General features: G+C 69.0%; 26 protein-coding genes and 1 pseudogene. 5 read left to right on the forward strand and 22 right to left on the reverse strand.

The features are described from left to right. Positions 1-2: 2 nt before the first annotated feature. From ABZ463_RS28595 to ABZ463_RS28615, 5 genes are read right to left on the reverse strand one after another with little or no spacing between them, the layout of a single operon-like run. Positions 3-1316: a DUF4910 domain-containing protein gene (locus ABZ463_RS28595; RefSeq protein ID WP_362780758.1), complete on the reverse strand. Its 1314-nt coding sequence runs from the start codon at positions 1314-1316 to the stop codon at positions 3-5. Next, positions 1306-2349 carry an SDR family oxidoreductase gene (locus ABZ463_RS28600; RefSeq protein WP_352010850.1) on the reverse strand — a complete coding sequence of 348 codons (1044 nt, stop codon included), beginning with the start codon at positions 2347-2349 and terminating at the stop codon, positions 1306-1308. The genes ABZ463_RS28595 and ABZ463_RS28600 overlap by 11 nt, the downstream gene beginning before the upstream one ends. A gap of 5 nt (positions 2350-2354) precedes the next feature. Next, on the reverse strand, positions 2355-3005 hold the full coding sequence (locus tag ABZ463_RS28605; protein WP_362780761.1) for a PIG-L family deacetylase: 651 nt from the start codon (positions 3003-3005) through the stop codon (positions 2355-2357). Next, positions 3002-3796, reverse strand: a complete 795-nt coding sequence (locus tag ABZ463_RS28610) for a sugar phosphate nucleotidyltransferase (RefSeq protein ID WP_352010852.1) — start codon at positions 3794-3796, stop codon at positions 3002-3004. Before ABZ463_RS28610 ends, ABZ463_RS28605 begins: the two co-directional genes overlap by 4 nt. Then, positions 3793-5028, reverse strand: coding sequence for a class I SAM-dependent methyltransferase (locus ABZ463_RS28615; protein ID WP_362780764.1), 1236 nt, complete (start codon positions 5026-5028; stop codon positions 3793-3795). Before ABZ463_RS28615 ends, ABZ463_RS28610 begins: the two co-directional genes overlap by 4 nt. A gap of 131 nt (positions 5029-5159) precedes the next feature. On the opposite strand from ABZ463_RS28615, the gene rfbC reads away from it, so the two are divergent. Continuing rightward, a complete protein-coding gene (rfbC, locus tag ABZ463_RS28620; RefSeq protein WP_362780767.1) occupies positions 5160-5759 on the forward strand; it encodes a dTDP-4-dehydrorhamnose 3,5-epimerase in 600 nt (199 codons plus the stop codon). 148 nt (positions 5760-5907) lie between these two features. On the opposite strand, the gene rfbD is transcribed toward rfbC, so the two are convergent. The 7 genes from rfbD to ABZ463_RS28655 form a co-directional block, all read right to left on the reverse strand. Next, a complete protein-coding gene (gene rfbD / locus ABZ463_RS28625; RefSeq protein ID WP_362780769.1) occupies positions 5908-6765 on the reverse strand; it encodes a dTDP-4-dehydrorhamnose reductase in 858 nt (285 codons plus the stop codon). Further along, positions 6762-7763, reverse strand: coding sequence for a dTDP-glucose 4,6-dehydratase (rfbB, locus tag ABZ463_RS28630; RefSeq protein ID WP_352010856.1), 1002 nt, complete (start codon positions 7761-7763; stop codon positions 6762-6764). The genes rfbD and rfbB overlap by 4 nt, the downstream gene beginning before the upstream one ends. Next, complete coding sequence (locus ABZ463_RS28635) at positions 7760-8827, reverse strand: glucose-1-phosphate thymidylyltransferase (protein ID WP_352010857.1); 1068 nt, start codon at positions 8825-8827, stop codon at positions 7760-7762. The genes rfbB and ABZ463_RS28635 overlap by 4 nt, the downstream gene beginning before the upstream one ends. A 2-nt stretch (positions 8828-8829) precedes the next feature. Next, a complete protein-coding gene (locus ABZ463_RS28640) occupies positions 8830-10284 on the reverse strand; it encodes a sugar transferase (RefSeq protein ID WP_352010858.1) in 1455 nt (484 codons plus the stop codon). Between the two features lie 252 nt (positions 10285-10536). Next, positions 10537-10893, reverse strand: a complete 357-nt coding sequence (locus ABZ463_RS28645) for a hypothetical protein (RefSeq protein WP_352010859.1) — start codon at positions 10891-10893, stop codon at positions 10537-10539. A 40-nt stretch (positions 10894-10933) separates the two neighbouring features. Further along, positions 10934-11554, reverse strand: a complete 621-nt coding sequence (locus ABZ463_RS28650) for a GntR family transcriptional regulator (RefSeq protein ID WP_362780773.1) — start codon at positions 11552-11554, stop codon at positions 10934-10936. Continuing rightward, a complete protein-coding gene (locus tag ABZ463_RS28655) occupies positions 11551-12402 on the reverse strand; it encodes an EamA family transporter (protein ID WP_362780776.1) in 852 nt (283 codons plus the stop codon). The genes ABZ463_RS28650 and ABZ463_RS28655 overlap by 4 nt, the downstream gene beginning before the upstream one ends. Before the next feature lie 100 nt (positions 12403-12502). On the opposite strand from ABZ463_RS28655, the gene ABZ463_RS28660 reads away from it, so the two are divergent. Then, positions 12503-12925 (forward strand): ribonuclease domain-containing protein, encoded by a 423-nt coding sequence (locus tag ABZ463_RS28660; RefSeq protein WP_362780778.1) that lies wholly within the window; start codon positions 12503-12505, stop codon positions 12923-12925. 6 nt (positions 12926-12931) lie between these two features. Further along, the gene (locus ABZ463_RS28665; protein ID WP_352010863.1) at positions 12932-13432 is read left to right on the forward strand and encodes a barstar family protein; all 501 of its coding nucleotides are present in this window, start codon (positions 12932-12934) and stop codon (positions 13430-13432) included. A gap of 33 nt (positions 13433-13465) precedes the next feature. On the opposite strand, the pseudogene ABZ463_RS28670 reads toward ABZ463_RS28665, so the two are convergent. The 6 genes and pseudogenes from ABZ463_RS28670 to ABZ463_RS28695 form a co-directional block, all read right to left on the reverse strand. Further along, positions 13466-13630: pseudogene (locus ABZ463_RS28670) on the reverse strand (BldC family transcriptional regulator); the annotation flags it as partial. A 69-nt stretch (positions 13631-13699) separates the two neighbouring features. Further along, positions 13700-13933, reverse strand: a complete 234-nt coding sequence (locus ABZ463_RS28675) for a hypothetical protein (RefSeq protein WP_362780780.1) — start codon at positions 13931-13933, stop codon at positions 13700-13702. 281 nt (positions 13934-14214) lie between these two features. Next, positions 14215-14544, reverse strand: coding sequence for a hypothetical protein (locus tag ABZ463_RS28680; protein ID WP_362780781.1), 330 nt, complete (start codon positions 14542-14544; stop codon positions 14215-14217). A 53-nt stretch (positions 14545-14597) separates the two neighbouring features. Then, positions 14598-14981 (reverse strand): hypothetical protein, encoded by a 384-nt coding sequence (locus ABZ463_RS28685; RefSeq protein ID WP_362780783.1) that lies wholly within the window; start codon positions 14979-14981, stop codon positions 14598-14600. Next, on the reverse strand, positions 14978-15196 hold the full coding sequence (locus ABZ463_RS28690) for a hypothetical protein (protein WP_362780786.1): 219 nt from the start codon (positions 15194-15196) through the stop codon (positions 14978-14980). Before ABZ463_RS28690 ends, ABZ463_RS28685 begins: the two co-directional genes overlap by 4 nt. A gap of 229 nt (positions 15197-15425) precedes the next feature. Then, positions 15426-16640, reverse strand: a complete 1215-nt coding sequence (locus tag ABZ463_RS28695; RefSeq protein ID WP_362780788.1) for a helix-turn-helix domain-containing protein — start codon at positions 16638-16640, stop codon at positions 15426-15428. A gap of 301 nt (positions 16641-16941) precedes the next feature. Between ABZ463_RS28695 and ABZ463_RS28700 the strand changes: the two genes are divergently transcribed. After that, entirely contained in the window at positions 16942-17274 is a 333-nt protein-coding gene (locus ABZ463_RS28700; RefSeq protein ID WP_362780790.1) for a 4a-hydroxytetrahydrobiopterin dehydratase, read from the forward strand. A gap of 148 nt (positions 17275-17422) precedes the next feature. Continuing rightward, on the forward strand, positions 17423-18115 hold the full coding sequence (locus tag ABZ463_RS28705) for an HAD family hydrolase (RefSeq protein WP_362780835.1): 693 nt from the start codon (positions 17423-17425) through the stop codon (positions 18113-18115). Positions 18116-18407: 292 nt separating this feature from the next. Here ABZ463_RS28705 and ABZ463_RS28710 read toward each other — a convergent pair whose 3' ends face one another. The 4 genes from ABZ463_RS28710 to ABZ463_RS28725 form a co-directional block, all read right to left on the reverse strand. Beyond that, a complete protein-coding gene (locus ABZ463_RS28710; protein WP_352010872.1) occupies positions 18408-18734 on the reverse strand; it encodes a hypothetical protein in 327 nt (108 codons plus the stop codon). A gap of 266 nt (positions 18735-19000) precedes the next feature. After that, positions 19001-19492, reverse strand: a complete 492-nt coding sequence (locus ABZ463_RS28715) for a GNAT family protein (RefSeq protein WP_352010873.1) — start codon at positions 19490-19492, stop codon at positions 19001-19003. Positions 19493-19532: 40 nt separating this feature from the next. Continuing rightward, positions 19533-20234 (reverse strand): hypothetical protein, encoded by a 702-nt coding sequence (locus ABZ463_RS28720; RefSeq protein ID WP_362780794.1) that lies wholly within the window; start codon positions 20232-20234, stop codon positions 19533-19535. 229 nt (positions 20235-20463) lie between these two features. Continuing rightward, positions 20464-21039, reverse strand: coding sequence for a TetR family transcriptional regulator (locus ABZ463_RS28725; protein WP_352010875.1), 576 nt, complete (start codon positions 21037-21039; stop codon positions 20464-20466). Between the last annotated feature and the right edge of the window lie 58 nt (positions 21040-21097).

Here is a 21097-nt window from a genome sequence, read left to right on the forward strand (position 1 = left end):
CACTACTCCTTGAGGAGTCCTGCACCACGCAGGGCCTGTGCCGCTTCCGCCACGACGGCGAAGGGCAGGTCTGACTTTTCGGCGATGTCGAGCAGGGTGTGCTCCCCGTCGGAGAGGTTCAGCACCCACAACATCGCCATCTGGGCCTGCTTGGTGTCGCTACGGCCCCCCAGCGAGCCGTACAGTCCCCGCCGGCCGAGCTGCGGCTCGCCGTACGGGCTGAGGTTGAGGTAACGGCGGTTGCCTTCGAGCACCCGCGTCACCTCCCAGCAGGTCTCCAGCGTGTCGGCCATCGCCTCGGGCGAGACGAAATCCGGGTTGTCGCCCGAGGTGTGGTACTCCGGGTATCCGGCGTACGGCGTCCTGGTGAGGGAGCCGACGGGCAGGTTGAATCCGGGCGAGCAGTACTGCCGCTCGTCGTAGCCGTACGGGGAGAAGTCCAGGACCGTGTGCTCACGCCCCGAGGAGCGCAGAACGTGCCGGACCGCCCTGTCGATCTCGGCGTCGGCCCGCCTGCTGCGCTTGTAGGTCAGCGATCCGCTGTCGCCCGCGCAGGCCAGCACCAGGCCGTGCTTGACGCGCCCGGCGCGCTCCCTGTTGCGCGCCAGCCAGGTGATGGCGCCGATGGTGCCCGGCGCGAACACGAACCGGTAGGTGTAGTGCGGGTCGCTCTTCGCGAGCCGCCGGGCGAGGCGGGTGGCGACCGCGACGCCCGCGAGGTTGTCGTTGGCCAGGGAGGGGTGGCAGACGTGGCAGGAGATGAGTACCTCGTCGGTGCTGCGCCCCGGCACGACGTGCTCGCCGTAGGTGAGGTGGCCGTCGGCGAGCGTCGAGTCGATCACCACCTCGTACGGCCCCGGCCCCATCGCCGCCAGGGTGTTCTCCCTGAGGCAGAAACCCCAGGTCTCGGCGTAGTAGCTGGTGCGGTACGGAACCAGGTCCGGCTGTTCGGGCAGGGTGTGCAGGTGCCCGCGCAGCTCGTCGAGGGTCATGGTCGCCGAGACCGGCACGCTGTAGCCGACCACGTGCAGGTTCGACGCGGCGAAGTCGATCACCCGCTCGCCCGAGGGATCCTTGACGTAGGCGTCGCGGATGTTCCACTCTCTGGGCACGGTCCAGTCGAGGACCTCGGTGCCGGTCGGCACCTCGCTGACCTCCAGCGGGATCTCCCCGGAGACGATCTCCAGCGTACGGCGCAGCCCGTCGCCGGTGATGCTCCTGCAGAGCGGGTAGAGCCGCTCGACCAGGGCGTGCATCTCACGGCCCTCGGTCTCGCGGCTCTCCCCTGCTGCCGTCTGGGGGGCGTCAGTTGTCACCGACGCCCGCCTCACGCGGTCTCATCGTCTCGTCCACGGTGCCGTCGGCGCTCCTGGCGGCCAGCTTGGCGAGCCGGGTGAAGCTGTTCTTGAACAGGTCCTCGGTCATCCCGAACCTCCGGTAGGCGTCGACCAGCTCGGCCGCGCCCGCCTTGACGCTCCAGCTCGCCTCGTAGCCGGGCAGCGCCGCACGGATGCGGGAGAAGTCGACCCGGTAGGAGCGCGGGTCGGCGCCCGCCTCACCGGTGATGACGAGCTTGGAGCCGGGAACCGCCTCCACGACCTCGGCCGCGATGTCCGCGACGGTCACGTTGTTCTGCTCGGTGCCCACGTTGAACGCCCTGGCGTGTACGGCCTCCCGCGGGGCGGCCAGCGCGAGCACGAACGCCTCGGCGATGTCCTTGGCGTGGACCAGCGGGCGCCAGGGGGTGCCGTCGGACAGCACCCGCACCTCGTTGGACAGCAGGGCGTGGCCGACCAGGTTGTTCAGCACGATGTCGGCGCGCAGCCTGGGCGAGAACCCGAAGGCGGTGGCGTTGCGCATGAAGACGGGGGTGAAGTCGTCGTCGGCCAGCGCGGTCAGGTCGTCCTCGACCCGGACCTTGGACTCGGCGTACGGCGTCACCGGACGCAGCGGCGCCTCCTCCCCGACCAGCTCGTCGCCGCCGGAGGCGCCGTAGACGGAGCAGGTCGAGGCGTACAGGAACCGCCGCACCCCGGCGTCCCTGGCCAGCCTGGCCAGACGCACCGAGGCGTGGTGGTTGATGTCGTAGGTCAGCTCGGGTGCCAGCGACCCGAGCGGGTCGTTGGACAGCGCGGCCAGGTGCACGACCGCGTCGATCCCGGCCACGTGCTCGGCGGTGACGTCACGCAGGTCGACCCGGTGCCCGGCGGGGTCGGCCGGAGCGGGCCCCAGCAGGCAGTCGGCGAACAGCCCCGAGTCCAGGCCGATCACCTCGTGGCCCGCCTCGGTGAGTGCCGGGGCCATCACAGTTCCCAGGTAGCCCTGGTGCCCGGTCAGCAGCACGCGCATCCGGTTCATCCTCCAGCCAGGTCGAGAGTCATCTTGCTTGTGTAGAACGCCTCCGCGTAGCGCGATTGGCACTCGATGCCGCGGATGCGGGCCAGCCCCAGGAAGGCCTCACGGTCGTACCAGGGGCGTTGCCGTTGTGAGGGGTAGTGCTGTTGGAGCAGGGTCACCTTGGCCTCGGCCACCTCGGGCGTCAGCGGCTGGTAGACCGAGGGCTGCCCGAGGTCGCCGTCCCATTTGACGATCTCGTAGCCGAGTGCCTGGTGACCGCGGAAGGCGGTCGGCACCAGCTTGGCCAGGCCCCGGTGGTCCTGGTGGGCGTCGGCCGGGTTGGGGGCGAGGACCAGGTCGGGATCGGTCCTGGAACGCAGGTCCTCCACCGCGGCCTTGGCCTCCTCCCAGTTGGCCGGCAGCCGCCCGTCGGGCATCTTGAGCACGGTCAGCCGCAGGTCCGCCCCGGGACAGAAGGCGGTCAGCGCCGCGTGCTCCTCCTCCTCGCGCTCGGTGCCGCCGCCGGAGAGCACCAGGGCGTCGACCCTGAGGCCGGGACGCGCGGAGCAGAGGGTCAGCAGGCTGCCGCCCGCCCCGATGGCGAGGTCGTCGCAGTGGGCGGCGAGCAGGACGACGCCGCCGACCGCCGCGGGCCGGAATCCGATCATCTGGACCGCACCTCCGGTTCGCGTTCCCACAGCGCCCACGGCCGGTCGCCCCTGGAGTAGGCCTCGTCGAGCGCGATGCGCTCCTTGACCGTGTCGGTCGGCTTCCAGTAGCCCCGGTGCGGGTAGGCCAGCAGCCTGCCGCGCTTGGCGAGCTGTCCGCAGCCGTCGGCGACGAGGTCACCGCCCTGCGGGATGTGGTCGAAGACCTCCTGGCGGAGCACGAAGTAGCCGCCGTTGATCCACAGGGGCATGTCGCTGACCGGGGTGATCCCGCCGACCATGCCGTCCTCGCCGAGTTCGATGCAGTGGAAGGTCTCCGCGGGCGGGACGACCATCATCGAGGCTCCGGCGTCCGAGGCGGCGAAGCGGTCGATGATCTCCGGCAGCGGCGCGTCGGTGAGCACGTCCGCGTAGTTTGCCAGGAAGATCTCGTCTCCGTCGAGGTGGTCGCGGACCCGGCGCAGCCGTTCGCCGATCGGTGAGTCGATCCCGGTCTGCACGAACGAGATCGACCAGTCGGAGATGTCGGTGGACAGCAGTTCCACCTCTCCCCCGCGCAGGACGAAGTCGTTGGAGGTCGTCTCCTGGTAGTTGAGGAAGAAGTCCTTGATGTGGTGCGCGCCGTACCCGAGGCACAGGATGAACTCGGTGTGCCCGAAGTGGGCGTAGTAGCGCATCACATGCCAGATCAGCGGCCGGGGACCGACGAGCTGCATCGGCTTGGGCACGTCACCGGGGGTGCCGCTGCGCATCCGCGTGCCGTACCCGCCGCAGAAGAGGACGACCTTCACGGGTTCACCTCGACTATCTCCAGGTTCGGGATGGGGAAGACCAGCCGCCCGCCCCACTCGTGGACGTAGGCCAGCTGCGCGGAGAGCTCCTCGCGCAGGTTCCAGGGCAGCACCAGCACGTAGTCGGGCCGGTCCTCGGCGATCCGCTCGGGCGCCACGATCGGGATCCGCGTGCCGGGGGTGAACCTGCCGTGCTTGTACGGATTGCGGTCCACGGTGTAACGCAGCAGGTCGGGCCGGATCCCGCAGTGGTTGAGCAGCGTGTTGCCCTTGCCGGGGGCGCCGTAGCCGACCACGGTCTTGCCCTGCTCCGCGGCCTCGACCAGGAACCTCAGCAGGTCCCGCCGTACCCGGGCGACCCGGGCGGCGAACTCCGCGTATCCGGACAGCTCGTGCAGCCCGGCCGCCTTCTCCGCCGCGAGCACCTCGACCACCCGGGAGGTGGGGTCGCCCGCGACCTCCTGGGGACGCGCCCACAGCCGGATCGAGCCACCGTGCGTGGGCAGCAGTTCGACGTCGACCAGCGCCAGCCCGCCGGAGGCGAGGGCGCGCTGCGCCGAGGCGACCGTGTAGTACTGGAAGTGCTCGTGGTAGATCGTGTCGTACTGGTTGAGCTCCATCAGCGTCAGCAGGTGCTGCACCTCGATGGAGACCCAGCCGTCGTCGGCCACGAGCGCGCGCAGCCCCTGGGTGAACCCGATGACGTCGGGGATGTGGGCGTAGACGTTGTTGGCGACCACGAGGTCGGCGGGACCGTGCTCGGCCCGCACCTCGGCGCCGGTCTCCGGGCCGAGGAAGGCGGTCAGCGTCGGCACGCCCCTGTCCCTGGCGGCCTGGCCGACGTTCTTCGAGGGCTCGACGCCCAGGCAGCGGACGCCCCGGTCGACGACGTGCTTGAGGAGGTAGCCGTCGTTGCTGGCCACCTCGACCACGAACGAGTTCTCGTCGAGCCCGAGCCGGTCGGCCGCCCCGTCGACGAACCGCCTGGCGTGCTCGACCCACGAGGTCGAGTAGGAGGAGAAGTAGGCGTACTCGGTGAAGGTGTCCTCGGGAGTGATCAGCGGCGGGATCTGTGCCAGCCAACACCCGGTGCACACTCTCAGGTGCAGCGGGTAGGTCGTCTCCGGCTCGTCGACCTGCTCGGCGGTGAGGAACAACTCACAGGGCGGCGTCGCCCCGAGGTCGACCACACTGGCAAGACTCGTGGACCCGCACAGGCGGCACGTTGTCATCAATACGCTCCCTCGCCGCGCGACGCGGCTCGACCGGTGACTTGCAAGATCGTTCCAATGAGGGCGAACCCTAGGATTTCGCCCCGCGGTCCTGGGGTGTTACAGCCACGCGCTGTGTCATGCTTCCGCCCATGGAACCCCTGAGCATCGACGGAGCCTGGTGCCACACCCCGCGTGTCCACACTGACCCGCGCGGCGCCTTCCTGGAGACCTACCGTGCCCATGACCTGCGGGAAGCCGTCGGGCACGCGATCGATCTCGCACAGGTCAACTGCTCGGTCTCCCGGCGCGGCGTGCTGCGCGGCATCCACTTCGCGGACGTGCCTCCTGGGCAGGCGAAGTATGTCACATGCCTCTCCGGCGCCATCCTCGACGTCGTCGTGGACATCCGCGTCGGCTCGCCGACCTTCGGCCGCTGGGAGGCCGTACGTCTGGACGAGGAGTCTCGGCGCGGTCTCTACGTCGCCGAGGGGCTGGGACACGGGTTCATGGCGCTCAGCGAACAGGCCACGGTCTCCTACCTGTGCTCCGAGCCGTACGCCCCGGGCCGCGAGCACGGCCTCAACCCCCTGGACCCCGACCTGGGCATCGAGTGGCCCGCCGGCCTCGACCCGGTCCTCTCCGACAAGGACGCCGCCGCCCCCACCCTCAAGGAAGCCCTCGAAACCGGCCTTCTCCCGACCTACGAGGCGTGCCAGGCGTACTACCGGGAACTCGCCGCCCGAAGCTGACCCGGTGCCGTGCGTGAGGGGTGTCCGGCTTGGGCGCGTCGGTGCTTGGACTGAGGAGCGAAGGAGCGAAGCGGATGAGCGACGAGGGAAAGCACCGACCCTGGGCGCCCAAGCCCGCGACGCCGAAGGCGGAGCAAAGAAACACAGCTTAATCACTAGCCAGGATCTTTGATTCTCGAAGGGCCTCTCGCCAGTCGCGCATCGGCGGTAGACCGGCCGTGGCCCAGCGGTCGTGGCCCAGCACGCTGTAGGCCGGGCGGGGCGCGGGGCGCGGGAACTCCGTGGAGGAGACCGGCCTGATCCGCCCCGGGTCGGCGCCGAGCAGCGTGAAGATCTCCCGGGCGAGTTCGTACCAGCTCGCCTGCCCGGAGCAGGTGGCGTGGTAGACCCCGGGCTCCGGGGCGATCTCGGCCAGTTCGACGATCCGGGCCGCCAGGTCGCCCGCCCAGGTCGGCTGGCCGAGCTGGTCGTCGACGACGTCCAGGGTCGGCCTGCTCCCCTCCAGACCCGCGATCGTGCTGACGAAGTTCCCGCCCGCCGCGCCGTACAGCCAGGCGGTGCGCAGGACGTAACCGGTGTGCGGCAGCGTGTCGAGCACGGCGCGTTCCCCGGCCAGCTTGGTCCGCCCGTAGGCGTTGACCGGCGAGGTCGGCGCGTCCTCCGCGTACGGCTCGGCCCCGGTGCCGTCGAAGACGTAGTCGGTCGAGGGGTGGATCATGAGCGCGCCCAGGCGCTCGCACGCCTCGGCCAGCGCCCGCACACCGTGCCCGTTGACGGCCAGCGCCTCGTCCTCGTGCGTCTCGGCGTCGTCGACCGCCGTCCAGGCCGCGCAGTTGACCACGACGCCGGGCCGGTGCTCGGCGACCACGTCCCGTACGGCCCGCTCGTCACGCAGGTCGAGATCGTCCCTGGTCAGGGCGACGACCGACTCCTCCCGCGCGCGCAGCAGGCCGAGCAGTTCGGCGGCGAGCATGCCGGAGGCGCCGGTGACCAGCCACCGGCTCATCCGTTCTCCCCGGCGACGGCCCGTTCCAGAGCGATCTTCTCCTCGGGGGTCCTGTCCTGGGCCTCGGCGGCGGCCTTCCACCAGTCGGGGTTGTCGGCGTACCAGCGGACGGTCGCGGCCAGACCCCGTTCGAACGGCACCGAGGGCCGGTAGCCGAGGGCCCGCAGCCGGGAGTCGTCCAGGGAGTAGCGGCGGTCGTGTCCCTTACGGTCCTCGACCCGCTCGACCATGTCCCAGTCCGCGTCGCACGCCTCAAGCAGCAGTGTGGTCAGCTGGACGTTGGTCAGCTCCGCCGTACCGGCGATGTGGTAGACCTCGCCGGGTTCGCCGCGCTCGGCGACCAGCCTGATGCCCGCGCAGTGGTCGGCGACGTGGATCCAGTCCCTGACGTTGCCGCCGTCGCCGTACAGCGGCACCTTGCGCCCCTGCAGGAGGTTGGTGACGAACAGCGGGATGACCTTCTCCGGGTACTGGTTGGGCCCGTAGTTGTTGCCGCATCGTGTGATGGAGACCGGCAGGCCGTGGGTGACCGCGTAGGCCTGGGCGATCATGTCGCCGCCCGCCTTCGCCGCCGAGTACGGCGAGCGTGGCCGCAGCGGCGCGTCCTCGGCCCAGGAGCCGACGTCGATCGAGCCGTAGACCTCGTCGGTCGAGACCTGCACGACCCTGGGGGTCGAGGCTTCGAGGCAGGCCTGCATGAGGGTCTGGGTGCCCAGCACGTTCGTCCTGACGAACTCCCCGGCACCCGTTATGGACCGGTCCACGTGCGATTCCGCGGCGAAGTTGACGACGACGTCGTGCCCGGGGACCACCTCGGCGAGCAGTTCCGCGTCGCAGATGTCACCGAGCACGAACCTGTGCGGGACGCCTCGCAGGTTCGCGAGGTTGCCCGCGTAGGTGAGCTTGTCGAGCACCGTCACCGAGACACCGTCCGCCGCGAGCGTGCGGACGTAGTGGGAACCGATGAAGCCGGCCCCACCGACGACCAGGACCTTCATGAGCTGATCTGCACCTTGCTGTGATCGCCCAGCACGAGGCGGTGGGCTCTGGGGGTGTTGGGGGCGGGGGTGACCTCGACGTCGTGACCGATGAGCGAGGCCTCTATCCGGGAGACCCCGGAGATCGAGGCCCTGGGCAGCACGATCGAGTACTCGATCTCGCTGCCGTCGACCACGCAGTCCGCGGCGATCGAGGTGAAGGGACCGACGTAGCTGTCCAGGATGCGCGCGCCCGCGCCGATGATCGCCGGGCCGACGATGCGGGAGCGTTCGACCACGGCCCCCGGTTCGACGACCACCCGGCCGATCAGCTCGCTGACGTCGTCCACCCGGCCTTCCAGGCGGGTTTCGAGGGATTCGAGCACCAGCCGGTTGACCTCAAGCATGTCGGTGACGTTGCCGGTGTCCTTCCAGTAGCCGGAGATGACGGACGACTCGACCCGGTGACCCCGTTCGATCAGCCACTGGATCGCGTCGGTGATCTCCAGCTCGCCGCGCCACGACGGCTTGAGCTCGGCCACGGCCCGGTGGATCAACGGGGTGAACAGGTAGACGCCGACGAGCGCGAGGTCGCTCTTCGGCTCGGCGGGCTTCTCCTCAAGACCGACGACCCGGCCGTTGCCGTCCAGCTCCGCGACGCCGAACTGCCTGGGGTCGCCGACCTGGGTGAGCATGATCTGCGCGTCGGGCCGGTCCCGGGTGAACCGGTCGACGACGTCGCCGATGCCGCCGACGATGAAGTTGTCGCCGAGGTACATGACGAAGTCGTCCTCGCCGAGATAGTCCCGGGCGATCAGCACCGCGTGGGCGAGCCCGAGCGGTGCCTGTTGCCGCAGGTAGGTGACCTGCAGGCCGAGAGCGGAGCCGTCACCGACGGCCGCCTCGATCTCCGCCTGCGTGTCGCCGACGACGATGCCGATCTCCCTGATCCCGGCCGCCGCGATGGCTTCGAGCCCGTAGAAGAGCACGGGCTTGTTGGCCACCGGGACGAGCTGTTTGGCCGAGGTGTGGGTGATGGGCCGGAGCCGGGTGCCCGACCCCCCGGCGAGCACGAGAGCCTTCACAGCTAGTAAGCCCCTTCTCCGCCCATGACGGCGCTCCATGTCTTCCACAGGATCTGCAGGTCAAGGAAGAGCGACCAGTTCTCGACGTAGCGCAGGTCCAGGCGGACCGACTCCTCCCAGCTGAGGTCGGAGCGTCCGCTGACCTGCCACAGTCCGGTCATGCCCGGTTTGACGACCAGGCGGCGGCGCACGTCGGCGCCGTACTGCGCGACCTCGCTCGGCAGCGGCGGGCGCGGTCCGACGAGGGACATCTCCCCGCGGACCACGTTGAGCAGCTGCGGCAGCTCGTCGAGGGAGTAGCGGCGCAGGAACGCCCCCACCCGGGTGATCCTTGGATCGTTCCTCATCTTGAAGAGCACGCCGTCGAACTCGTTGCGCTCCTCAAGCTCGACCTTGAGCCGTTCGGCGTTGTTGACCATCGTGCGGAACTTCACGACGTTGAACTCCCGGCCGCCCCTGCCGACCCTGACCTGCCGGAACAGCGCGGGCCCGGAACTGGTCGTCCTGATCAGCAGGCAGATGACCAGCATCGGTACGGCGAGCAGCAGCAGCGCGAAGCCCGCGGCGGCCTTGTCGAACAGGCTCTTGGCGAGCTGTTTGGCGCCGTCGAACTCGGGGTGTTCCACGTGCAGCAGCGGCATTCCGGCCACCGGGCGGATGCTGATCCGGGGGCCGGCGACCTCCATGAGGGCGGGCGCGACGAACAGGTCGGTCCGCGCGTCCTCAAGACCCCAGGCGATCCGGCGCAGCGCGACGCCGTCCAGTTCGGGGCAGGCCAGGATGGCCACGGCGTCGGCGTCCACCTTGGCGACGACGGCGGGGACGTCGCTGAAACCGCCGAGCACGGGGATCCCGTCCACGTCCATGTCGTCGGGACCGGAGGGCAGGCAGGCCGCGGCCACGGTCATGCCGTGGTGGGGCTGCCTTCTGAGTTGCATGACCAGGTCGAGCACCGACTCCCGGTGCCCGACGGCGACCACCTGACGCATGTACTCGCCGAGGGCGCGCCTGCGGTGCAGCCGCTTGCGCATCCAGTAGCGGAAGGCGACCGTGAGCGCCAGCGCCAGCGGCAGCATGGCCATCACGAAACTTCGGGCGATCGTGGCCTGTGTGGCGTACGCCCCGATCGCGACGGCGGCCGTCAGTCCGACCCCGCCGTCGAAGACCGCACGGAACTCCTCTGTCCCCTCGCCGTGCGCGCGCTTGCGGTAGGCGCCGCCGACCGCCAGGAACAGGGGCCATGCCAGGGCGAGACCGAGCCCGAACAACGCCTCCGTCCTGGGGATGAAGGCGCCGAACCAGAGTCGAACTCCAAGGACGGTCTCACACGCGACAACCGCGCACGCGAGATCGCCGGCCAACAGAATCCGTGCGTAGGATCGCGTCCAGATACTTGGAGCGGTCCGCACTGAATCGCCGAGGAGCGTAGCAGCGGGCTCCTCTGTCCCCACTCTCATACCACCCCACCCAGATGCCCCATCGTTACCAGGTAACGGGACGCGCATCTCATTTCATTGGTTGACAGCTTTCCCGAATGCACCAGGAGCGTGGAAACCCACTGAAATCCTAGTGATCACCTCTGGGCAGGGGAATACAGCCTTACTGTCCACTACTGGCCGAAGAGGGACAGAAGGAACGCCTTGACGGAACGGTCCACGCGTGCACGATTACCATCCGGTTGGTTTGAGGGCGCGCCGGACCGCACGACGTCAGTCGTACTCGAAGTCGGGCAGCGGATTGGGAGGATCAGGGCTGCGCCAGACCACGACATGACCCTCACCGAGGCTCTCGACGGCCTCACCGAGCCGCTCCACGTCGAAGTCAGGCAGGTACCGCAGGCGTGCGAGGAAGGTGGTGTCGGTTGCCGATTGTGGCACCACACATCCCTGTCCACCCCGGTTAAGTAAAATGTACAGTATGTCCGACTCGGTTTCCGAGTCACCCTCCACGCGAACTTCGACGACGTCTTCCCAGGCGAGAGCGTCGACGCTGCCGTCCGCGTAGTGACGGGCCACGCCTTCCTCCGTGACGTACACGTAGGAGTCCGGCACTGAATTGCCGTGCATGGCCGCGATTGTGACGACTACCTGGCGCCGGGTGCAAGCCTCATTCGCCCCAGCCGTGATCCAGATGCGCCGCCACCGCCTGCCTCGCCTCCTCCGGCGACCCCTCTCCGATCGCGTCGAGCAGCTCCCGGTGCTCGGCCACCAGCACCTCCCGGTCGGGATAGACCGTGCGCAGCCGTACCAGGCCGAGACGGGTCTCCGCGGCGAGCGAGGTGTAGAGCCGCTCAAGACGCGGACTGCCGACCGCGACGACCAGGGCCTGGTGCAGCGCCATGTGCTCGGCCACCATCTCCGACCAGGGCGCGTCCGCGGGCAGCGCGGCCATCCTGCCCAGCGCCGCGTCCGCCTCCTCGACCCTGCGCCCGGCCAGCGTGACGGCCATCAGATCCTCAAGGGGGCGCCTGACGAACATCAGGTCGTCGAGATCGGCCACGGTCACCTCGACGACCTGCGCGCTGCGGTGCCGTTCCCGCCTGAGCAACCCCTCGTGCACGAGTACGGCCAGCGCCTCCCTGACGGTCGGGCGGGCCACGCCGTACAGGGTGGACAGCTCCTGCTCGGGCAACGGGGTCGCCGGGGGGATCTCCCCGGAGAGCACCCGCCTGCGCAGCGCGTCGGCGAGGGCGTTCACAGCGGAGACAGGGCGCAGGGGAACGGTCACGCCGAAGACCCTAACGCCGCCACGCGTTCGGGAAGGGCGACCACCACCAGGCTCGCCCCGAGCAGGACCAGGCCGCAGGCCGAGACGAGCGTGAGCCGCTCACCGAGCACCACGACACCGAGCAGTGCCGCGACCGCGGGCTCGGCCAGGGCGAGGGTCGCCGCGGTGGCCACGGGCGTCACCCGCAGGCCCCTGCCGTACAGGACGTAGGCGAGCGCGGTGGAGACACAGCCGAGATAGACGGCGGTGAGCAGGCCACGCGGTTCGGCCAGCCAGGCGGTGCCCGTCCACAGCAGGACCGGCAGCATCACCACGGCCGCGCCGCCGAACATCGCGGCCATCACCGCGTCGGAGGGGACCCCGGTGGCGATCACCCTGGCCGCCGTCACCGCGTAGAACGCGTACAGCAGACCGCCGAGCAGCGCCAGCAGCACCCCGTCAAGGCGCACCTGCCCTCCCCCACCGGTCAGTACGGCACAGCCCGCCACGGCCGCCGCCGTCGCCGCCGCCCAACGCCCCGACGGCACCCGCCTGTCGAGCAACCAGGACAGCAGTCCGGTGAAGACGGGACCGCTGCCGATGGCGACCACGGTGCCGACGGCCACCCCGGTCCTGCCGACGGCGGCGAAGAAACAGAGCTGGTAGGCGGCCACGGCCAGGGCGGCGAGCGGGAGCATCCCCCCTCGGGGCAGCCTGGGCAGGAGTCTGCGCGCGGCGACCACCAGCACCAGCCCTCCGAGGACCAGTCGGGCGGCGGCCAGGGAGACCGGATCGACTCCGGCGGCGAGCATCCCCACGGTGCCCGCGGTCCCCCAGAGCACGGCTGCGGCGACGACGGCGAACTTCATTCAGACATTGTCTGACAACTAGACAATGTCTGTCCAATCCTTGCGTCGGCCACACACCCCCGGCCGTTTTTCCTGACGTGGTCACGGGTAGCTTGGCCAGGTGACACCTCGGGGAACCGCCGCTCTCGTCTCGTCCGCAGTGCTGTCCTTGGTGATGGCGCTGTCCGGATGCACGACCCCCGAGCAGCCGGCCCGCGCCAGTAGCGCGCCCGCGGTGAGCCCTCGGGCTGACGGCACGATGCCCACCAGGACGCTGTCGGCGCTTCCTCCCGAGGCCGCCGCCACCTGGAAGCGCATCCGGCAGGGCGGTCCCTTCCCCTACTCCCGCGACGGCGTGGTCTTCCAGAACCGGGAACGCCGCCTGCCCGTCAGGCAGCAGGGCTACTACCACGAGTACACCGTCCCGACCCCCGGCAGCCGCGACCGGGGAGCACGGCGCCTGATCAGCGGCGACGGGACCCGGGAGCTCTACTACACCGGCGACCACTACCGGACTTTCGTCATCGTCGACGTACGGAGGTGACCGACGTTGCCCAGGGGAACGTTCGAGGAGGGGCCGGCCGCCCAGGAGAGTCTGCGCACCCTGCGCGCCATCCGCGGCCCGCAGGACCCCACGGTCGCGAAGGCGACGGAGATCACCGAGTCGTCCTCGGGGGCGCCGCGCGTCTCCAGGGTCACGGAGGTCCCCGAGGTTCCCGGGGTCGCCGAGCAGGTGGAGACCGACCACGGCGACGCCGTCACGCACCGGGTCGACGGCTCCGGGATCACCACCTCGGCGGAGGCCATGTCGGCGATCGCCGAGGCCCTGTCGTTCCCCGACTACTTCGGGCACAACCTCGACGCCCTCTACGACTGCCTCACCGACCTCGAATGGCTGCCTGCCGGTGAACACCTGCTGGTCTGGACGCGCTCCTCGACACTGCGCGAGGCCGACCCGCCGGCGTTCGAGTCGATCCGCTCCGTCCTCTCCGACGCCGTCGCCGACGACACCGCCTCAGCGGCGTTCCTCTCGGTCCTCCTGCCTGACTGACCCACGTCTTTCGCGGCTTTTCCGGACGCCGAATCAGCCGGCGTTGAGCAGGGCGTTGATGTCACTCTCCCGGTAACGCCGCTGCCTGCTGGGCGTCCTGACCGAGGGGATGCGCCCGGTGAGGGCCCACCGGTTGACGGTCTTGGGGTCCACACCGAAGATCCGCGCGACCTCACCGGGAGTGAGGAGACGTTCGGTGGTGCCGGGCCCGGTGGCGAAGGTGCCATCGGGGCGACGGCCTTGAGGGGGGACATTGGAGGGACTCCTTCAGTGGCGGCTGCGGTGGACGATCTCGTCGTGCCGGGCGAGCGCTCCGGCGAGGCGGCGCAGTGTCGTACGGCCGAGCATGTCTCTGGCCCCGGCCCTGCGCTGGTCGGGTCGCAACGGCCGGTACCGGATGGCCCACCATGTGGGCAGGCCTGGCAGGTGGAGGCGTTCGTACCGCCAGCCGGGGTGGGTGCTGATGAGCAGGTCGATCATGCGTCGCTCGTCGTCGGTCATGGTCGTCCCTGGGTGCGGGAGTGGTTGGGGGCGGGTGCCTTTTCAGAGAGCGGGTGCCCGGCCCCGAGCCGGGGAGCACGGGCCGGACACCCTGGAGGAGGACCGGCCTCCACATATGGAGACCGGTGCGCCAGGCGGCTCCCCCTTCCCCGGCACGAACAGCGTGCGTGGAAACCACCTCGCGAAGGTGTGCGGCCCAGGTCCCTCCCACCTGAGCCGCACGTTCAAGGAGGTACGGCGGGCGACGGGTGGGATGACGTCCTCCGCCCGCCGTACCGGCCTCAAGAGCGCAGCAACCTGCGCAACGCCGTAGCGCGACCCGGCGCGACGGCCTGACCAGGACATACGGCCTGAACGGTCCGGGAGACCGGGGCCATCTGCCTGACCCGGGCGGTCTGGAGGGCACGGGCGACGGCGACGGCCTGGATGCTCGGCGGCACCACCGGGAGCGCCTGAGCGCTCAACTTCCGATCCAGTTCCTCAGCCGACCCGGCCCGCACCAACAGCACGTCCCCGGCGTACGGCCTGCCGAACAGGACACTCCGGTAGGCACTCCACAGCCCGGTCGTCGAGCTGTGGAACACCAGCCAGCCCGGGTGAGCCGCTTGCACGGAGTCACAGGTTCGATCGGAAAACCCAGAACCTTGACGAGGCACCCAGGCCGTCATGCCGCCCTCCCACCCGGCGAACGCCCTCCGGCGGACACCGTCTCCCCGCCGGGCTCCTCAGCGACCGCCACCACGGAAGGCCCTCCCCGCCTACGGGAAGCCCCGCCACGAACCGGCGCCGCCGAAGACCGCACCGCCTTGATCATCTCCGCCTCCCGCATCCGCTCCTCCAACCCCTCACCCGTGACGTCCTCGACGATCACCGGACGCGGGCCGCCCCAAGCGGCCATCGCGTAGAAACACCGTCGCCCCAGGCTGTAGAGCACCGTCCAGTCCGCCCACGCCCGATCGATCCGCTCGGCCTCGGCGCGGGCAGGCCCGTCCCACACCCGCCGATACACCGCCGCGTACGGCATGCCGTCCCGATGCCGCCCGGTCACGAGGACACCCCCGCAACGGCGCCCCGGGCCTTCTCCTCCTGCTCCGCCACGGCCTCCCGAACCTCCTCGAAGGTGTCGGCGTCCACCGTCGGCTCAGCTCCGGCGCGCAACGCCGTACGCGGGAACGCCCGGTTGCGGATCGCCCAGAACCGTCCGGCATCACTGATGATCAGCCGCCACCCCGGGATCGCCGGGACGGTGGGAGCGTCGTGCATGATCTGAACCTCCGTGATCCGATCAGGGGTTCCCTGAGGTGGAGTGATTGCCCGAAGGCAGGCGGCAGCGTCCGAAGAGTCCGCAACTCCAGTGGCTGGAGGGTCGCCTGCGAGTGCATACCCTTAGTGAACACTCGGCTACAGAAAGGAACAGGGAGGGTCCCTCCCCCCACGTCAAGGGGGAGGAACCCTCCCTGCCCGCCGGGGAGGAATCCTCCCCCTCGAAACTTCAGGCCGCGGGAACCAGTTTGATCTTGCGGGCCAGGGTGCGAGCCTCATCCCGTACGGTGGCACCGCCCGTGGTCATCAGCTCATCGGTGGTCCTGCGAGTGAACAGGTTGAAGGAGATCGTGTCCGGGCTGATGTCATACGCCCGGCTCAACAGGTGAATCGTGGCCAGCGGTTCCTTCTTGAGGTGGAAACCCCGGGCGATCTCCACGGTGTGGAAAGCACGCCGGGTTTTCGACGGGACGCCCTCCAGATCGAGGCGATCCGCCTGCCGGACGGCCTCGTGTCCGTTGGTCAGGTCAACCGACATCGTCACCGCGTAGGCATCCACCGTGCCAGTCCCGAACATCAGCCACGGATGGTGACCGGTCAGGGAACGCGCGGCACGATGAGCCTGGTCCCAGTACCGCTCGGCGTCGCCCCGCCGTCCGGTTTTGGCGTACGACAGGGCTACGGCCAGCTGAAGCAGCCCCCACAGGCTCCGCTCCTCCTCATTCTCCTGGCGCAATAGCCGTCCGGCCTGCCGGGCGAGATCGATACGGGCTTCGGCCTGCTCACCGGCATCACGCCAGACATGGTTGAGATACCAGGAGGCGGCGGCTATCGCCTTAGGGCTGTCCGCCTCCTGCGCCGCCGCCATGGCACGGTCTCCGGCGAGCAGAATCAGATCGGGATACGGCTGGAAGGACAAATACAACTGGACCAGGTGATAGACCTGCGCCAGACATTCCTGGGCGCGTCGCCGGTCGTTTCCCTCCAGAAGTCGCGCCGAGATCTGCGCGTCGGCCAGCAGGCGGGGCAGGAGCGCGGCCACGGCGGTTCGCTGAGTCGCCGAGCCGTGCCACACCATCCACGCCTGCCTGACATTCGCCGCCAGCGCGTCAGCCGACACCGGCTCACGGTCGGGAAGGACCAGAGGGTAGGAGGCCAGTGCCTTCACGATCGCCGGAGCCTGCTCATGCGCCTTCTTGGTGAAGGTGGCCCTGCTCAGGCGCTGTTCGCCGGTGAAAGCCGAGAGATCCTCCACCCCCAGGATCTCCGCCATCCGGATCAGCATGCCGAGCCCCGGCATACCGATCTTTCCGATTTCGATGCTCTTGGCCCAGTCTTCGCTCCGGCCGCACAGCTCGCCGAAAACCGCCCTGGTCATGCCGGAGTAATTCCGGAAGAACTTCACTCGGTCGCCGAAAGTGGAGAGCGTATTATCTTCAGACATAGCCCTGCCTCTTCTGATGAGTCTCAACACCTCTCAGGCTAGATGCGCAGGGCCCATTCATGTCAGGCAAAGCTCAAGGCATTCACCTGCGTGGAGTCCCCGTAGTCATCACGAACGTCTCGACGACCGAAAAGCGGACGCCATACGGACTCCCTATGTACCGCGCCTTCCACTGGGCCGGCCCCCAGGAAGTGAAAACCCTCGCCAACGAGGCATTCGCCGTACGTGCCCTGGACGCCATGCGCCCCGACCAACCACCCACCGTACGCCACCACGACGGCACTCACCTGCTGACGAGCCCATGACCTTCAACGCGGAGACGACCATGACCCTCCACCCGTTGTCCGATGAGGAGATCGCCGAGCGGCTGGCCGGGTTGCCCGGCTGGGAACGGAACGGGCACACGATCGAGCGGACCTTCCGGCACACCTACCACGAGTGCGTCCACCTGGCCGTGTACGTCGCGGCCAAGGCCCGCGAGGTCGGACACCACCCCGACATGCACATCACCTGGCAACGCATCCGCTTCGCCGTCACCACCCACGACGCCGGACACCGCCTCACCGCCAAGGACTTCGACCTGGCCCACCACATCGACACCATCGCCACCGCCCACGGCGCCGAACCAGCCTGAACACGCCCCTCCCTCACACCTGGCGTTGAGGCCTCCCCTCACCGGGAACCCCGCATAAAGTGATCCTCTTACCGACATTTGATCTTCGGGCGATCCGGATTCCGACAAGAGCGAGCCGTACATCGAGGGGGTGGCGGTGACCCGGGTGGTGTTGTGGGACATCGATCACACACTGATCGACATGCGAGGCATCGGGCGTGAGCTGTCGGCGCAGGCGTTCGAGCGGGTGACCGGGGTGGTCATGCGGCAGCAGGCCAGGATCGACGGCCTCACCGAGGCGGTGATCTTCCGGGAGACCGCCCGGCTGCACGGCCTGACGACCGGCAGGGATGATTTCGAGCGGTTCGCCGCCGCCCTGGCCGAGGCTCATCTACTGCGGCGGGTTGAGGTACGACAGCGGGGCCATGCCCTGGCGGGAGCGGCTGCCGCGCTGCAAGCCGTGGCCGACCGAGACGGGGTGGTGCAGACGGTGGTGACCGGTAACGTCCGCGAGGTCGCCCGGTTCAAACTGCACACGTTCGGGCTTGACCGTGCCATCACCTGGGAGGCGGGCGCGTTCGGTGAGGACGACGACGTGCGGGCCGAGCTGGTGCGGATCGCGGTGAAACGCGCCGCCGCCCTGTACGGCGGGCCGCTGGAACCGCACGAGGCAGTGGTCATCGGCGACACCCCGGCTGATGTGGAGGCCGCCGTTCAGAACGGTGTGCCGGTCATCGCGGTGGCGACAGGCCGCACCGGGGTCGAGGAGCTTCGACAGGCGGGGGCGTCCTGTGTCCTACCGGACCTGAGCGACACCACACGCTTCCTGGAAGCCCTCCACGACCACGCCCACTGCCCCTGACCCCTTACGTGGAAGGCCACCCCATCCGGGTCCGTACGAAGACGGGTTCGCCGGGAGACCGCTGGTTCACGCGAACATGCCGCTAAAGCGGTGATCTCCCTGTCGAAGAAGGAGATGAGGAAGAGAGGTTGTCACTCATCGCCCTGAAGGGTTCGCAGGCAACGCCCACATGATTGGGCCCGTGACCGCCTCAGGCGGCGGCGCTCATCAGTCCTGGAGGGATCTCACCCCGACAAGCCCACCCCACGGGCCTGGCACCGGTGCGGGTGCCAGGGGGTGCGTCAGGGCCTGCTCACACGGCCATCGGACGTGAGGTGTTGCGGGGCTGGAGGGCCTCGGTGCGTCGGACGGCTCCGGCGACCGAGTTGGCCGTCGCCACGCAGTGGGCGCAGAAGTTGCCCTTTCTGCCTGGCTCACAGGTGCAGAACCAGCGCAGGTCCTCGTCGACGATCTGGAACCGTACACAGGCGGCGTCGTCGTCGACCTCCGCCGTGATCAGCGTCGGGCAGAACCTGACGAGCTGGACGGCGCCCGCGCTCTCCAGGTCACCGCCGTGAGCCAGCGCCTCCTGCGACGCCAGCTTCGCCTCGAAGCCGATCAGCCTCGCGATGTCATCCACTGTGGATCGCCTCCCCCTTTCTCAGTGTGGACGCGCCTTAGAAGCCAAAGGTTCCCGTTTCCGAGAAAACTCTATATTTCCCGAAAAACGATTAGCTTCCGCCCCCCGCGTTGTTCATCAGCTGTTGGCACGGCGCCCACCCCGGCACCCGTTTCCCCGCCCTGACCAGGGCGTCAAGCACGGATATTGCAGCTATCGACAAACTCCCCTATAGCGCGAAAAATCATGCTTTGGGATCAGTATTTTGGCCCGTACGGTCCATTGGATCAGTCCGTGGCCAGGCGCGCGTGCCGCTCCACATCGTGCCGCACGCCCCCGTAGTTCAGCTTGGCCCGCTCGACCCCCTCGGCAGGGAAGCCCGCCCGGGTCGCCACCGTACACGAGGCCGGGTTGTTCATCCGGTGCCCCAGTTCGAGGCGGAACAGCCCCCGTTCGGCGAAGGCCCAGCGGGCCAGTTTGGTGACGGCCGCGACCGCCACCCCCCGGCCCCTGGCGTGTGGAACCGTCCAGTAGGACACCCAGCCGGTGTCGTGCGCGTCGATGTTGCTCACCGCGACGTTGCCGACCACCTGGCCGCCGGAGACGACCGCGAAGGCGTGGGCGTCGTCACGAAAGCCCCACGTCCCCATCCATTCGAGCGCGGCCCGCCGCGTGTCGATCGGCCGTGCCGCCTGGTCGGCCATGTCGGGCGACTCGAACGCGCCGATCACGACCCCCACGTCGTCCGGCCCCCAGCCGCGCAGCTCCACCTCAATCATGCCGTGCAGGGTATTTCCCCCGGTCCTCCGCGAAAAGCCCTCAGACCGCGAAGCGGTAGATGTCCCTGAGCCAACCCTCGTGGTAGGAGCAGACCCCAGAGAGCCCACCGGACATGCTCACCTTCCCGTCCACACACATGACCAGATAGCCCTCGCCCGCATAGAAGTTGTCGATGCAGCCGAACACCTGGCAGGCCTCCGTCACGGGCGTGGTCACCCTGGCGCCTGACGTGCAGAAGGTGAAGCCGTAGGAGTTGGCGGGCGCGCCGCACAGTGTGTCCTCGGTCCCCTGTGCGGGAGCCGTGACGGTGACGGTGACCGTGGGGGTGGCCGCGACGACGGGAGCGAGGGTGACCGTCTCCCGTACCGTCTCCCTGACCGTCACGGTCACCGTCGGCGTGGCGACGGGCAGCGGAGCGGCGGGTACGGCGGGCGGCGTGGGCGGGGCGGTCGCCGTGACACGGGGGGCGCCGCTTCTGCGGTAGGAGCCGGTGCCGAGATACCTCTCCTGCCAGCCGGTCATGCCCGCCCCGACGGTCAGGACGACGTCGACCGTCCGGCAGGTGCGGGCCGCGCAGACGCGCTGCTTCACGGTGAACCGCCTGGCGACGCCGTACGTGCTGGTCACGCGGGCGGAGAGGTAGGACTTCCCGCCGACCTTCAGGATCGAGGTCTTCACCGTCTTGGTGCCGGCGGCGGCCACCTGAGCTCCCGCCGCCCGCACTCCCTCGGCAGAGGCCACCTCGCGCACGGTCGCCGCCGAGTTCACCGAGCTTACCGATGAGGTGGAAAAGCCACTTTCTCCACTTAACTCACCAAGCACTCCAAAAGCCACTAAAACCGCCATAACAGCCCCGGCGACCAGCGCGAAAATTCTCATATCACCACGAATATTCTGTTCATCGAGGTTTCACGAAACGACAATTCTCGCCACTTATATCACGCTTTGTAGTGCTTTTTCGTCGAAACGGTCACCCCTCCGGGATGAGGCGTTCGACCGCGCGTTCGACCAGCTCACGCGCCTGTTCCTCCCCGAAGACCCCGGGCAGCGTGAGCCGTTCCACGATCAGCCAGTTCATCGCCAGATAGAGCAGGGTCACCGCCGTCGCGTCGCCGGGAAGCCCCGAGTTCAGGTGATAGCCGATGTTCGCGTCGACGTCCGCCCTGATTCTCGGAGTGAGCACGTCGCGCAGTCCGGGCCTGCGGGTCGCCTCAAGGCGCAGTTCGAGCAGGGCCAGATAGCCGGCCCGGTAGGTACTGACCCGCTCGACCAGCTCGTGCATGAGCTGCTTCACCCGCTCGCGGTCACGGGTGCCCTCAAGGCTCCTGGCCACGGTCTCGGCGTCCGGCTCAAGGTGCTCGTAGACGCGCACCCCCGCCTGGGTCAGCAGGTCGTCGCGGTTGGCGAAGTAGTTGGAGGCCGTACCGCCCGGCACCCCCGCCTGGGCGTCCACGGCACGGAAGGTCAGGCCGCGCGCGCCCTCGCGGGCCAGCACGTCGATCGCGGCGTCGAGCAGCGCGGCCCGTCTCGCCTGGTTCTGTCGCATCTCGGTTGACACCACTCCACATGTAGTACTACGGTCCAAACCACTACGAACATAGTAC

Source organism: Streptosporangium sp. NPDC020145 (genome assembly GCF_040631275.1).
Taxonomy (GTDB): Bacteria; Actinomycetota; Actinomycetes; order Streptosporangiales; family Streptosporangiaceae; genus Streptosporangium.